The sequence below is a fragment of the Enorma sp. genome (assembly GCF_982429025.1).
In genome coordinates this window covers 1-14,512 of sequence record NZ_CEWCAA010000001.1, presented here as the reverse complement: position 1 = coordinate 14,512, position 14,512 = coordinate 1, and the positions used below count along the sequence as shown (strand labels likewise).

Sequence of the window (14,512 nt, the reverse complement as noted above, 5' to 3'; positions counted from 1 at the left end):
CCCCCAGTCGAAAGAACCGTTTGCCTAGAGTGGCGCCTCTCGATTGAAAAGGACGGGGCAGCCCTATCCCGTGATGGTGTAATACCAGGTCACATGGTCACCATCACTTAACGTGTACGACCCGGCGGACTGCATGACCACCTGTCCATTCACCATGTACTTCCAGCCCGAAACGCCCGGGTAGCGGCTATCGTTCTCAAAAAGGCCGCCGATGCCTTCGACGTAGATGCCCATCGCCGTGCTCGACGAGGTCACATCGGAGCGAAGCGCGCACAGGGCGTCGTAGGGCGTGGCCCCTTCCTTGAACGTAAAGGTGCCCGAGCCGCTCACCGAGCCGTCTGCCGCGCTTGAATCGATCGACACCGAGACGGTAACAGTCTTCTGCTGGCTCTCCCCCTGGCTCGCCCCGCTTGATCCTCCATGCGATGACGAGCTATCGGAAGTGTCACGGTCTCCGCCGTTGGATGAGCTTTGGTCCGACGCACCCGAACCGGCGGAGTCGTCCGATTGATCCGAAGCATTCGATGGAGACGAATCGTCCTCGCCGCTCGACGTGGCCGCTGCCTCATCGTCTTCGGCGGAAGCGTCCTCGGAAGCCGCCGCGTCGTCCTCAGGCGCGCGGAGCGCGGCGCTCCCCTGCACCGCGACTCCGCCGGATGCAGGAGCGCCGCCGTCCGTCGCGAGCGCGAACCCGCACACGGCGATAAGTGCCACGAAGCAAAGAGCGAGAACGGCAAGCACGACGCGCTGCCGCCCGCTCACGCGCGGCGCAGCCTTATGCGCCTCCTCCCGGGTTGGGGCTCCTTCCTGAGATGGGGCCACTTCCCGTGCTGGGGCCACTTCCCAGGTTGAAATCTCTTCTAGAGCTGGCACCTTCTCCCGAATTGGGATAGCTTCCTGGGCTGGAGCCCCTTCCTGGGCCGGCATCTCTTCCCGATGTCCTTGAACATCCCCTGTCTTGTGGTCGCTCATGTGGTCACACCCCTTCTGCGCTAGGAGCGCTTACGAACGATGGCGAGGTAGATGCCAATGGCAGCTAAACCGCAAACGCCAACGACGATGCCCGCGACAGGCACCCAAGAGGGCAGGCCGCGCTCGGCTGCCGCATCAGAGGCAAGCGCGCTCGTCGCCCGGGCCGAAGCCGAAGCCTGCTCTTCGGCATCAGAACCATCGGCGGCAGCGCCCTCAAGCGTTTTGCCATCGGAGGTTGCAGCATCTCCATTGCTTGCAGCGAGAGGCTGGAGCGCAGGGGATACGGCCCCCGCGGGGCGCCGGCCCGCAGCTCCATCATCGCCGTTCTCGGAAACAGTACCAGTATTGCCCGGAACCTTATCGGACTCGTTCGGCTCCTTCTCTGGAGTATCGCCCCCATCGCCCAAAGAGGACGATGCGCCCTTGATGGCGAAGAGGTTGCCCGAATCGTTGATGTAGTAGAGCGTGCCGTCGGAGCCGCAAACGACCGACGCCATGCAATAGTTCTGCTGGCCCTCAGCCGGCGTGTAGATCAACTCGGCCTGCTTATCGCCCACACGGTACCGGTACACGCCGCCGGGCGTGGTATTGCACGTGAAGTACACGTACGTGGAGCCACCCTGCTGCGAAACAAGGGGGCTCGCCTGAACCGCGGCAGGCAGATAGCCATCCTCCGTAGAGATGATCCTGCACTCGATGGCGAGCGAGGCTTCATCGATCACCGCAATCGTTCCGTAGTAACTCGTGCTTCCCCAGGAGTTCGCATAGCTCTCAAGCGAGGCGCCGCCAACATATACCTTGCCACCGGCCACCACCGGCGTAGAGGTTGAAGACGACCCGAACTTTACCGACCCCAGCTCAACGGCAACGCCCGTCCGGCTATCGACGGCAATCTTATGCAGACAGCCGTCTTTTGTCACCACGATAAAAGTACCAGCGTCCGTTCCGTTCACCACTTGTGAGCGCGAACCGGCATCCAGGGCGAGCGTCGACGCCGTCTCCCCCGTCTCTCGGTTGAACACCGTCACGGTACCTGCATCGTCTGCGATGACAGCCCATGAGCCCGAAACCGCCGCGCCGGCCCAATAGAACCCGCTCTGCGTGCTCTCGCGCTGCCACACGACGTCACCCGTCTTGATGTCGACGCACAGCAGGTAGCCGTTATAGGAGCTCGACCAACTGGCCGAGGCCGTCGCGAAGTAGAGGTAACCGCCCTCCACCGTGAGCGACCCCAATGCCTGCTGGTCTCCACCCTGCTCGTGCGCAGGCAAGGCGTCGGTGTACCACACGGTGCTGAGCGTATCGGCGGTGAGGGCCTGCAAGCGACCGTTATGCACGGGCACGATGATGAGGCCGTCGACCATGACCATGCGAGCGATGGAATCGACCTTCTCGACGAGCGTCGCGCGGCCGAGTTCCTCCCCCGTGGCAGCGTTCATCATGATGAGCTGGCTGCCAGCGCAGATGTAGACCCTGCCGTGAGCCACGAACGGATCGGAGACATTCGTCTGCCAGTCCGTTACATCCTTGATCTTCAAAACCCACGATTCTTCGGCATCGCCAGCGGGTGTCTCGGCCGTAGTGGGCCCCTGGCCGAAGCCATAGGCACCTTCCCAATCGGGTTGCTCCGCATCGGGATCTGCCACCACGCCGTTTTCAGGGTATTCTGCACCATACGCCGCGTAATACCAGGCAATCGACATGCCGTCTTCAACGGCAACAGAGCTTGCGCCTGCATCCGAGGCCGCACCGTTGACCCAGAGCTGCCAGTACGCACCCGTCGCCTCATCCCAGGCCAACACGCGCCCATCGGAAGAGGTCATGCTGTTGAGGTACCATCCGTACGTGGATTCCTCGGCATCGTAGGCAATGCCCGCAGCGTCGAGCATGCGCTCGGTCAGCTCTGCGGCGGTGGTGCCCTCCTCCACCGAAAGAGAATCGGTGGTCCACACCTCGGGGTTGCCCGAAGCATCGATGCCATACACCTCGAAGGTCGCCCGCACCATGGAAGGGAGCTCGCCCGTGGATCCGAAGACCAGGGCATACGAGGCCCCTTCGGTGGCGACCACGCTGCTGGCACCCGTGGAGGCAGACGCGCCGTCCACCAAGAACTGCCAATAGTTGCTCCCGTCGTAGCTCAGCGTGTTGCTGGCATCAAACGGCGAGGTAATGCTCTGGAAGTACAGACCATACTCACTCGGCGTCGCATCATAGGCGATGTTGTTCTCTTCGAGCGCCTGAACAAGGGCGTCTTCCGCAGTCTGTCCCTCATCGAGCGTGACCTCGTAGGGCGCGAGCCATTCCTCTGCATCGCCCGAGGCAGACATGCCATAGATGGACACGCTGACAGCCACCTGCTGGTCCTCGTCGTCCAAGGCGGCCGTCGAGCCTTTTTCGGCGGAATCTGCCGACTGGTTGCTCCCTTCGGTTTGGCCGGAAGCGGTGTCATCGGCAGAAACCGTATTGCCTTCGGCCGCGTCGGTGTTGGCATCGGCTGCGCCGATGTTGTTATCGGCGGTCTCCGAGGCGTCCTGCTGGCCTTCGTCGGCCTGCGCATCGCTTGCCTGCTCGGCGCCCGCCGCATCGTCGGTCTGTTCGGCATTCGCCGCATCGGAAGAATCGCCCGAGCCGACATCGCCGGAGCTGATATGCGCCCCCTGGAGCTGAGCATTCGCAGCCGCAGCCGAGCTTGATTCTGCCGGCGCAACCTCGGCCCATGCAGCCGCGGGCACCTGACCCCACACGAGCAGCACGGCCAGTGCGGCCGCTGCCGCACGACGCGCGATGCCCCGCATAGCGGGAGCGCCTCCCGAGCGCATGCGCTCTGGAATCGTATTGGACATCTTCAAAAACCTCTCTATCCAGGACCCTGGCCGTATTGGGCCATGCGATGGAGAGGCGATCCGACTTGTCCGCGCGCGGCGATTCGCGCTGCGAGAGTTACGGTTACTGGTATAGCCGGGGACTTTCACCCCGATTCCCCTAGGCACCTGCGTGCCTGCGCAAAACGCGCCATCCATCAGGTCAGTTAAACAGATGTGCCTATTCTAGCCGTTCCCGAGGAAAAAGGGGCGGGCGCAGCGATGGAAGGCGGCGAAATGACGGAGCCGGCGATGGGCGGGCATGATGATGAAAAGCAGTGAGATGACGTGGCCGGCGATGGGCGGGCGCAGCGAGGGAAGGTGTGAATTGACAGCGCGAGCGATGGGCGGCGGCGCACCGACGAGCACAAGCGATGGGGGCAACGCGCTGCCGAACGCGACGGCAGACGACAGCGCGCCGACGGATGCAAACACAGGACGCCGGCGCGCTTACACGCTTATATATAATCGCGCTGCGGGCGCTTGGCGTGCAGCGCATAGGCGATGAGCCCGATGCCGATAACGATGAGCGGCAAGCTCAGCAGTTGCCCCATGGTGATGACATCGCCCAAGATGTAGCCGAGCTGAGCGTCGGGCACGCGCACGAACTCGATGAGGAATCGTACGATCCCATAGCCCAAGATGAACGTACCCATAAATGTACCCTGCGGAAGCGGCGGCTTGCGGCGGCTCATGAGATAGAGGACCACGAAGAGCACCACGCCCTCGAGAAACGCCTCGTAGAGCTGGGAAGGATGACGCGTCACATCGCCCGCGGCGCCACCGAACACCACGCCCCAGGGCAGGTCGGTCGGTTTGCCCCAAAGCTCGCCGTTCACGAAGTTGGCGCAACGACCCAGGCAAAGCGCTATGGGCACGCCGATGACCGCAAGGTCTGCAATGGTCCACGCGGAGATGTGGTAGATGCGGCATACGATAGCGCCGCCCACAATTCCGCCCACGAGCCCACCGTGGAAGCTCATACCACCGTGGTTGGTCATGAAGATCTCGAGCGGGTGCGTCCAATAGAATCCGTCGCCATAAAAGATCACATAGAAGAGGCGCGCGCCGATGACGAGCCCGATCACCACGCCGAAAACGACCATCATGAGGTCGTCGACCGTGAGATTGAGCCCCCAACGACGCTGCGTGCGGTACATCACGATACCCGTGATGAGAGCACCCACAACATACGCGACGCCGTACCAATAGATCGTGATCGGCCCGACCGAAAGGGCCACCGGGTCAAGGCTTTGATAGAGTTCTGTGAGCATACATTCCCTGCCATGTTGAAGCGGGACCGAACGAACCTATTACCCGCATGAGACAGTTGTGCCGGGTTAAACTGTCTCATGCCGGCGCCGCTGTCACACGAATCGTTAGAACGGCGCGTACTCGTCGTACAGACTCGAAAGCCCACCGTCGGCGTTGTCGTTTACGGCAACAACGCGCGTTACGCCGGGGACGTGCTCTTTGAGCACGCGCTCGATGCCCATCGAAAGGGTGAGCTGGCTCATGGGGCAGCCGGCGCAAGCGCCCTGCAGCTCCAGCGATACCACGCCGTCCTCATCGACACCCACATACTCCATATCGCCGCCATCGCCCTGAAGGTTCGGGCGAATTTGCTCAAGTACCTGCTTGAGCAGCTCTTCATTTACTGCCACAAGGGCTCCTTTCATGCCAATGCAAGCGCGCCGCTCGCAGATGCGTTCATGGTACTACAACGGTATACCCGTCTTCTCTTTCTTCCCTCGTTCTGGTTTACGGGCAGAAAATGTACGAAAAAGCCATCTGGACAAGCTTCATCCGTAGATTTCCTGCCCGAAACCCTACGACCATGCACATGGGCGCACCGAGAGCATGACGACAACCTGCGAACATGGCGGCGATTGGTGCGAGCGGCGAACAGGCGGAAACCCTAGGAAAACGCTGATTATTAGGCACCGGAGCCATCCGTTCCGTCGTGGTTTCAACTTTTGGGCACTTCCCGACGCGGCGGGCGAGTATGGGCGAGCGAGGGAAAGGCGTAGCTCAGGGGGCTGGCGCCCTCCCGGCGGCGGCGCGGCTACCCGGACCCTCCGCCCCGAAGTGCCCAAAAGTTGCAATCCCGATCGCCCGCGAAGATAAACTCAGCGGCTTCCTAGCGCTGCCGCCTGCGCATCTCATCTTCGGCTCGATACACATCGAGCTCCCAGCGCTTTCTGGTCGCCTTGGCCACGGTGTCCAAGATGCATCCCGTGCTAAACGCAAGCGCTCCGCAGAACACGAGCCCAACGGCCAGAATCGCCGAAGGCACCTTGCTCACGTACCCCGTCTGCGCGAACTCGGCGACCACGGGAATACCTGCCGCCAGGCCAAGCGCCATGAACACCGCCGCCACAAGCGAAAAGAACTTGAACGGCAGGTAATCCTTGAAGAGCGACCCGATTGCCATGAGCACGCGAACGCCATCGGAAACCGTCGAGAGCTTGGAGACGCTTCCCGCCGGGCGATCGCGATAATCGATGGGCACCTCCTTGATGCGCCAGCCCTTGTCTACCGCGTGGATCGAAATCTCACACTCCAGCTGGAACCCGCGCGAAACCACGGGCAAGCTGCGCACGAACACACGGCTGAAGGCCCGGTAGCCGGTCATGACATCGTGGAACGCGTAACCGTACATAAGGCGGATGAGCCAGCGCACGAGGTTATTGCCGAAATCGTGGAAGGGCCTCTGGTTCTCTTGTGCATAGCTGCCGTTGGAGAGACGGTCGCCTACGGTCATATCGGCTTCGCCCGCAAGAATGGGGTCAATGAGAGCGGGCGCGGCATCGGCAGGGTACGTGCTATCGCCGTCGACGAGCAGGTAGCAGTCCGCTTCGATGTCGCGGAACATCTGGCGAACGGTCACCCCTTTGCCCTGGCGCGGCTCAAAGCGCACCTGAGCCCCGTGCTCGCGTGCCACCTGGGCCGTCCGGTCGCTCGAGTTGTTGTCGTACACATAGATGCTGGCCCCAGGGAGCACCCGCCGGAAATCATCGATTACCTCGCCAACGGTCAGTTCCTCGTTGCAGCAGGGAATGAGCACCGCCACATGCCCTTTGGCGGCTGGTGCTGTCTCGGCAGCTTCGGGCGTGGCAGCGCCCACCGCCGCAGCACTCGTCGCGCCAGCGTTCGCCTCTGCAGCGCCCGCCACGGCAGCGCTCGTCGCGCCAGCGTCCGCCACGGTAGCCGCAGCCGTGGCCGCACTTGCAACCGCAACGGAGCCTGTGACAACATCTGTATCCGCAGCCGCAGCCGCAACCATGCCCACGGCCGCACACGCAGCCGTGTTCGATGGACTATCCATAGAAGACCCTCCTGTGGTCGAAATCGAAACGAACGTAGAAGCGCGGCGCGCGCAATCCCGGGGGTCGGGCGCCATGGTGATAAGCGCCAGGAACGGCACGAGCAGGGCCACCGGATAGGCATAGCGAAAATACGTGGTGGCGTTACAGGGGCCCACGAGCGCAATAAGCAACACGATCCATGCCGGCGCGAGAAAGACCGCTGCGTGCGATCGCCGCCGTCGCACCGCATAGGCCGTAAGCAGAACGAGAGCCCAGTCGTAGAGCGCCGCCTGCATGGTGAGCGTGAGGAACGGAAGCCTCTGGAAGAGCAGCCGGTACCCCGAGCACAAACCGTCAAGCGCACGTACGAATGGATGATCAAGCTGATGAAACGAGAAATACGAGGCTATATCCGAATAAATGAGGTTCGTCTCGGTGTTCTCCATGACCAGGCTGCTGAAGTACGAGGTGTAGCTCCAGCTCATCGCATGTGCAGGATAGAAGTAGCCATAGTAGTTCGCCGCCGTCGCAGAGATGAAGCAACCGGGATCGCGGGCGAACAGCCTCGCCCACGTTTGCCAGAATGCGGAAAGGTCGTCGGATGAGGCCTGTTCCTTATACGTCGCCTTCACCGGGTCCGATTTGCTCGGATCGTAGAGGCGGACGAGGCTCGGGGCATCGAGAACCCGATCGATGGCGCGAAGGTCCTCAGTCTGCACGGCATCGGGGCGATCGCGCATGAAGCGCGCGACTTGCTGCATGGGAATGGAGAGCGCCTCGCGCCTGCTCGACGGCGTGATGGCCAGAGCAGGATAGACCACGCGCGCGAGCAGCAGATTCACCGCTATGACGAGCGCCAGGGCGATCAGCGGGACGCGAAGGAGCGATCGCGCGGAGACAGACCGGAGGTCCTCTGGCGCCAAGCGGCGCTGCATGCGCCACAGAAGCAAGGTTGTGGCGATGGCACCACCCGCCACGGCGACGACCATACCGCTTCTCAGCAGCGCGGCGCCAAGCGCCCCGGCCACGAGCAGCACCGCATGCCGGCGCGAAAAAGCGATTCGCCCGTCAAACGATGCAGCACAAAAGACCAGGTAAACAAGCTCGATCGCGAACAGCAGCAATGCAGATGCGAAGAGCACGTCCTTGGTTACCAGCACGCTGTAATTCGAATATGCCGGCACGAGCGCGATGAAGCCGAGCGCCACGAAACGCGGGGCACGAGGCGCGCCCACGATCTGGGCGATGCGAAACGCCCACGAGATTGCGAGGATGTCGACTATCCACTGAAGCACCGCGTAGATGAATATGCCGAGGTTCTCGCTGCCTGCAAGCGAGATGCCCGCCTGAACGCAGAGGCCTACGAGCGCCGTATGCAGCGGCGGATGGTGCTGGGTGAGCAACACGCTCGAATCGAGCAAATCGACGGAGCTGCTGATATGGTTGGGCAGCTCGAACCACTGCAGTATCTGCGTGTTCGTGTCCCACATGAAAAGCGCAGGAGCATACCCTACGAGCACCGGAAGCCAGAACAGTGCCAGCACAAGCGCCGGGGCCGCAAAAGGGTGCCGGTCGAATGTACCGAGAATGAGGCGCACCGCGCGCCGGAGCCTCCCGCACGACGGCGAAACGGATCGGGCGCGATCACCCGACGGGCACGTGCCATGCGCGCGGAGGCGATCCAGACCTTCGAATGCGAGCTCGACAAGCGCCCGCGCGGGCAGCAGCCATCCTATGAAATACCAGCATGAACGAATGGCGGGGGTGATGCCGCCAACGATATAGGCCGCGGAGCCGGCTTCGTCGAAGCTTCGCCCAAAGAGCATTGCCGCTGCGAAGAGCACGGCAACCACCCAGGCGGAAGCTCCTCCACCGCAGCGGTGCTCCATGAGCACCCCCGCGTCCGCCGCAGAAGCACCGCGGGCAAACCTAGGCATACCGTCTTCTGCGGTAGAAGCGCTGCGAACGAGCACGCCCGTGCCCTCAGGCTCGGAAGCGCCGCGGTTTAGCGCGGAAGCACTCTCCCCTGCAGGAGAAGCGCCGCGGCCCGCGCGACGAAACAGGGCGAACAGCGCCGCGGTAAGGCCGAGCACGGCCAGGGCCCCATCGCGCGCGGGAAGCGAGCAGAGCAGCTCCGCCACGATGTACGAGGTGCCATGCACCTCGCCGAACAGATGCGTTATCTCGCTGTAGGTTGAAGATGCTCCCGAGAGGTCGAGCAGAAGGCCCGAAGCGCACACGGCAGAACACAACAGTACCGCAGCACTTCCGCCACGGCGCACGCACAGAGATTTTGACATTACCCCCCCCCAGCCGATTTTTTCAATCTGAACCCAAAGATCCAGATCCGGCTGAAACGGAACTAATTCACGCCCGGCGTGCCCCTAGCGACACGCCACGCCTTGCGCGCACGCGGTAGCCTATCACGGTCCCCCACCCGAATGCGAGCACAGCAGGCTGCTAGAGCCCAAACACTGCGCAATACCCATCAAGGTAAAGAAAGGCATAATACGATGTAAACGGACCCTTTCAAAGGTGTAACAAAAGGAAGAGCAGTACGAAGGCAAGAAGCGCCTGCTGCAAAACCGCAGGTCCCGGTGCTTTTCCGAGCGTTCACGATTCCATCATAGTTTTTTACTCTTGAGGTTCGTTTAAGGATTCGTTTTTATGCTGAGCTCACGCTCTGCGTCGTATGGCCCCACCTAGTTCTCTACGCAGAGCGCATATCCCGCGCCGTCGTCAACCTCCCTTATTGCAGCAGCGGCCGGGTCCAGCACCCGTGCGCAGGCCCCCGATCTACTGCGCACGGGTTTTTGCATCTACCGCGGATGCGCCTCCGCGCACTCGCATGGAATATGCGCTATCGTGAAACCACGATGCCGAGGAGGGAGCACGCATGCGCGTTTTAGTAGCCGACGACGAGCAAGACATGGCCCGCGCTCTCGAAGCGATGCTCAAAAGCGATGGGTATGAGGTCGATACCGTCTACGACGGCCAAGCGGCGCTCGACTTCGGCGAAACCGGCACGTACGACTGCATCGTGCTCGACATCATGATGCCCTACCGCGACGGCCTCGACGTGGTGCGCACCTTGCGCAGCGAATCGGTCCGCACGCCCATTCTTATCCTCACGGCGAAAAGCGCCCAAGAAGACGTGGTCGGCGGGCTCAACAGCGGTGCGGACGACTATCTCACCAAACCGTTCTCCATGGTCGAGCTCCTCGCCCGCGTGCGCGCCCTCTGCCGCCGCAGCGACACCTATGTGCCCGGCGTACTCACCGCAGGAGACCTCAAGCTCGACCGCGCTGCCCCCTCGCCTGCACCATTGACACCTTCGAAGGAGCGGCGACGCGCGCGAGCGTGGCGGACGGGCTGGAGGGAATCTCCGCGTGCGAGGTGGGCAAGGCCGAACCGCGCATCATCGTGAGTGGAAGTCCCGAGGAGCTCGACCGGCTGGTAAGCGTGCTCGTAGATAACGCGGTCAAGTACTGCGACGATAACGGATCGATTCGCGTTCGCCTTGAGCAGCGCAAACGCGAAATCGTGCTCACCGTGACCAACCCGTGCGCCTCGCTCACCACGCAAGACACGCAACGCATCTTCGATCGGTTCTATCGCGCCGACGCATCCCGCTCGCGCTCGACCGGCGGAAACGGCATCGGGCTCTCGATTGCCCAAGGGATCGTCTCGCGGCACGAGGGAAGCATTCGCGCGAGGAAGTTCGGCTCCGAGCTGGAAATGCGAGTCACGCTGCCCAACGGTTAGGCACGACGGGGCGCCTGCAAGATGTTCGTGGCTCGAGCCGGAAGGTTCAGTTTTGCCAACGGCCTATCCCGCAAGGCCTGCCGCGACGCTGGCGAACGCCACGATTACGCCCACGATAGACTCGCCACCGAGCACACCCGAAGCCACCACGGCACCCGTCTCTTCCGCCGCGCCCTTCTCGATACCGCGCGCAGCCACCACGCGGTCGAACACAACGCGAATCAGTGCGCCCACCGCCGTGGTGAGCGACATGTAAAACGGCAGGTACACGCCAAGGCCGAGCATCATAGCAGGGATTCCCGCGCAGTAGAGCACCGTGCCCGCAACGACGCCCACAACGAACGCGGGGACGCTCGGGATGCCCGAGACCATCGTCGCCACCACCTGGGCCTGAGCCGCCACGAAGAGGTTGTCGCCACCGAACGCATCGGTTCCGTATGCTGCTACGAGGGCAACGAGCACGGCAACGGCCACGACCGTGCCCAAAAGCGCTCCGATAACCTGGCCGAGCCACAGGTCGCGCGGATCAGTGCCGATAATCTGGCCCGTCTTGAAATCGCTCATGACGTCGCCCGCAAGGCCACAAGCCACGGCAATCACTCCGGCAACGAAGAAGAGCTGCACCTGGGTCACATCGGAAAAGGCCGCCACGAACAGCAGCACGATGAGTCCGAAGATCTCCATGGGGTCGATGCCGGACTGGCCGACCGATTGCGCGCTCATGATGGCCGTCACAAATGAGAGCAGCACGATGGCCACGGAGACGAACGGGCCGAACGAGAGAGCGATGCAGCACACGAGCGCAGCCGCCGCCACGAACAGCGCGAGCAAGCCGGCATCGAAACGCGAGAAGTAGTCGGTGAGGCCGCCAAGCGAGGCGCGTGGCGCGGAGTGCCCGGGGGATTCATCAACGCGAGTTCCGCACGAGCCGGAGGCGCCAGCGACGCCTCCGCGCGAGCAGGACTGCCCGAGCGGGGAGGAATCCCCCGAGCACTCCGCGTTTCCGACGCCCTCGCTACCCATCGCGTCCTCTCCACTTTCAGAAACAGAGAATGAGCTACGCCGAGCTCTCGCCCGCCGCGCCAGCGGGAGCACGATATCGCGCAGCACGACACCGAATCCCGACCCCATCATGAGGCCCATGCCCAGGCTGCTCACGATGCCTTGCGCAGTTCCCAGATCCCACAACCCCGCTGCAGTGCCGCCCACGATGATGCCGAAGCTGCCCAGCACAGCGCCGACCATCCACCATGCAATCGAGCGGCCCCCAACAAGGAACCCGACCGAGAAGCGCATGGGCGAGGCCTGGATACCGAACGAAATCCCCGGGATGGGCAGCGTGGCCACCAGCGACGGTATAACGCCGAGCACATCGCGAAGAATCGCCCAGAGCCCAGCGAACGCCATCGACCCGAAGAGCTTGCGCCCCGTCGACCCGCCCGCCGTGCTGGCGAGCAAGGTCTCGGCCGCTGCCGTGCCGATGGGGTATTCCAGATCAGAATCTTCAACAAACCGTTTGCGGATGAGCGCCGTGCACACGAGGCCTAACAGCGTGCCCGCCAGCGCAACGGCAAGCATCTCCTGCCAAGACACCTCGTCCGCCAAACCAAGAATCCAGATACCGGGAATGGTGAACGCTAGGCCTCCCGCAACCATGGAGCCGGCAGACATGATGACCTGCGTGATATTCGCTTCATTGAGGCTTGTGTGGCCGAGCGCCCGCAAAAGCACGAGGGCCGTGATAGATGTGAAAATGGTTGGCCACGGCAACGCGCCCATCTTGAGCGCAGTGTAAACAGACGAGGCCGTGATGATGACGCAGCCGATGCAGCCGATCAAAATGCCGGCAAAGCTCAGCTGCCCGCGCAGTGCGCGCGTGCGTGCTTGGTTCATATTCGCTCCTTCGTATATCCGCTCCCCCGCTTGGGGAGTCGGGTTACGGCTCAAGCGCGTTCAGTATACGCTAAGGAATCGAGAATCGAAACCTGCCCGAGCATAGTTCGACTCGCAACATGCGACAATGGAGGCATCTATCGCGCAAAGGAGGACTCGTGGCCCACGTACTTGCCGCAGACATCGGAAACACCACCGCTCGATTTGGCCTGCTCGAAACGGCCGAAGCGGGTGCTGAGGGCGCCCCAAAGCTTCTCAGCGCATGCGAGGTCACCACGCGCCAGCCCATCACGACAGACGAGGCGCGCATGCAGCTTGGGCAGATTTTCAGCGAGCTGACGGGCAAGGCGTCCTCGCGCGGAGGCGCGTGTCCTTCTCCCGAAGGCTCCATCCTCTCTTGCGTGGTTCCCACCCTCACCGACGCATGGCACCGAGCGCTTGCGGATACCGTTCCTGGCAGGCAGCTCGTGGTGGGACCCGGCTTGCGATCGGGCGTTAAGCTGCGGTTCAACGACCCTTCTGAAGTCGGGCCCGACCGCATCGCGGACGCCGTCGCGGCACGCGCCGCCTATGGAGCGCCCGTTGTGGTGGTTGACTTGGGAACCACCACAAACTTCGAGGCGATTGATGCCAGCGGTGCGTTCTGCGGAGGCATCATCGCGCCGGGTGTTGCGCTCGGGGCGCGGTCACTCGCCGAAGCCGCGGCGCGCCTGCCCATTATCGAGCTTCGTGCACCTGAGCGCGTGCTCGGGCGCTCTACGCGCGAAGCCATGCAGTCTGGCGTCGTGCTCGGAGAGGCGGCGCGCATCGATGGCTTGCTCGATGCGGTGGTTGCCGAGCTTGCGGACAACGGCAAGCGTGCACGTGCCAGGTTGGGCGAAGGCTCGGCTGCGCATGAAAACGAGCGCGACGAAGCCGATGCAGGTGCCGCCGAGCCGATGACCATTCCCATTGTCATCACGGGAGAGAATACCGACGCCATCGCCGCGCTCCTGCACCACCAGGCACTCGTCGACGACGCCCTTACCCTTCGGGGGCTCGCCCTCATCTGGCAGGCTAATCAACGAGGATAACCGCTGGGCCAGCGAGGCACGGCATGGCGTGGCATGGCGTCGCGGAGGCACAGCGCGGCTGAGCACGCTCGCTTGCCTGCACAGCGCCGCCGCCGGCACACTCGCTTGCCTGCACGACCCCGAGACAGGCCCCTCCGCCGCCCGCCCCGCGCCGCCGCTGGCACATTCGCAACCCGCGCAGCCCCACGGGGAAACGCATCTCAGCGGAAGAGACGCGGCGCAGCCCCGCGACAGGCTCATTCGGCTCATTCGCTACCTAAATCAGGCTGCCACGCGCCGCTTAACAAACTTGCATGCCGTTTTACGCAATAAGACGAAGAAAAATGCTTCTTATTGCGTAAAACGGCATGCAAGTTTGCAACAGACGCTTCAACCACGTGCAAGTTTGCTAATGTGCGATAAAGAAGTAATAGAAGTGTAAAAAATTTTGCCGTTCCTATCCGGCACTTGGCCATTGTGTCGGATAGGTCGGGCGGTTATTCGGGCAAGTCAATCTTGCCGACAAAGCTGTAATAAATCTCAATGTCCTGCCTGCGGGTGCCGTTCTCGTCATAGCTGCACTCATGCACGACGATTTTCTCAATCACATCTCTCTCCCAATTCGATAGTGCCTGCCGGGTAACATTCAATTCCCCGGCTA

10 protein-coding genes and 1 riboswitch are annotated in these 14,512 nt (G+C 62.6%); of the genes, 3 read left to right on the top strand and 7 right to left on the bottom strand.

From position 1 onward, the window contains the following. Positions 1 to 63: 63 nt before the first annotated feature. The 5 genes from AC1VS5_RS00050 to AC1VS5_RS00030 form a co-directional block, all read right to left on the bottom strand. Entirely contained in the window at positions 64 to 762 is a 699-nt protein-coding gene (locus AC1VS5_RS00050; RefSeq protein ID WP_481217257.1) for a DUF4430 domain-containing protein, read from the bottom strand. 230 nt (positions 763 to 992) lie between these two features. Further along, on the bottom strand, positions 993 to 3,815 hold the full coding sequence (locus AC1VS5_RS00045; RefSeq protein WP_481217256.1) for a DUF4430 domain-containing protein: 2,823 nt from the start codon (positions 3,813 to 3,815) through the stop codon (positions 993 to 995). A 45-nt stretch (positions 3,816 to 3,860) separates the two neighbouring features. Continuing rightward, positions 3,861 to 3,967: riboswitch (adenosylcobalamin-variant (AdoCbl-variant) riboswitch) on the bottom strand. 324 nt (positions 3,968 to 4,291) lie between these two features. Next, positions 4,292 to 5,107: a prolipoprotein diacylglyceryl transferase gene (gene lgt / locus AC1VS5_RS00040; protein ID WP_481217255.1), complete on the bottom strand. Its 816-nt coding sequence runs from the start codon at positions 5,105 to 5,107 to the stop codon at positions 4,292 to 4,294. Positions 5,108 to 5,212: 105 nt separating this feature from the next. Next, positions 5,213 to 5,497: a NifU family protein gene (locus AC1VS5_RS00035; protein ID WP_019127648.1), complete on the bottom strand. Its 285-nt coding sequence runs from the start codon at positions 5,495 to 5,497 to the stop codon at positions 5,213 to 5,215. 476 nt (positions 5,498 to 5,973) lie between these two features. Then, positions 5,974 to 9,441 (bottom strand): DUF6020 family protein, encoded by a 3,468-nt coding sequence (locus tag AC1VS5_RS00030; RefSeq protein ID WP_481217254.1) that lies wholly within the window; start codon positions 9,439 to 9,441, stop codon positions 5,974 to 5,976. 596 nt (positions 9,442 to 10,037) lie between these two features. On the opposite strand from AC1VS5_RS00030, the gene AC1VS5_RS00025 reads away from it, so the two are divergent. Both AC1VS5_RS00025 and AC1VS5_RS00020 read left to right on the top strand, forming a co-directional pair. Next, on the top strand, positions 10,038 to 10,568 hold the full coding sequence (locus tag AC1VS5_RS00025; protein ID WP_481217253.1) for a response regulator transcription factor: 531 nt from the start codon (positions 10,038 to 10,040) through the stop codon (positions 10,566 to 10,568). Next, positions 10,538 to 10,906 carry a sensor histidine kinase gene (locus AC1VS5_RS00020; protein ID WP_481217252.1) on the top strand — a complete coding sequence of 123 codons (369 nt, stop codon included), beginning with the start codon at positions 10,538 to 10,540 and terminating at the stop codon, positions 10,904 to 10,906. The genes AC1VS5_RS00025 and AC1VS5_RS00020 overlap by 31 nt, the downstream gene beginning before the upstream one ends. Before the next feature lie 63 nt (positions 10,907 to 10,969). Here AC1VS5_RS00020 and AC1VS5_RS00015 read toward each other — a convergent pair whose 3' ends face one another. Continuing rightward, on the bottom strand, positions 10,970 to 12,799 hold the full coding sequence (locus tag AC1VS5_RS00015) for an OPT/YSL family transporter (protein ID WP_481217251.1): 1,830 nt from the start codon (positions 12,797 to 12,799) through the stop codon (positions 10,970 to 10,972). 158 nt (positions 12,800 to 12,957) lie between these two features. On the opposite strand from AC1VS5_RS00015, the gene AC1VS5_RS00010 reads away from it, so the two are divergent. Further along, a complete protein-coding gene (locus AC1VS5_RS00010; RefSeq protein ID WP_481217250.1) occupies positions 12,958 to 13,872 on the top strand; it encodes a type III pantothenate kinase in 915 nt (304 codons plus the stop codon). Between the two features lie 476 nt (positions 13,873 to 14,348). Here the strand turns inward: AC1VS5_RS00010 and AC1VS5_RS00005 are convergent, their stop codons facing one another. Beyond that, positions 14,349 to 14,459 carry a DUF4368 domain-containing protein gene (locus AC1VS5_RS00005; RefSeq protein WP_463671811.1) on the bottom strand — a complete coding sequence of 37 codons (111 nt, stop codon included), beginning with the start codon at positions 14,457 to 14,459 and terminating at the stop codon, positions 14,349 to 14,351. Positions 14,460 to 14,512: the final 53 nt, after the last annotated feature.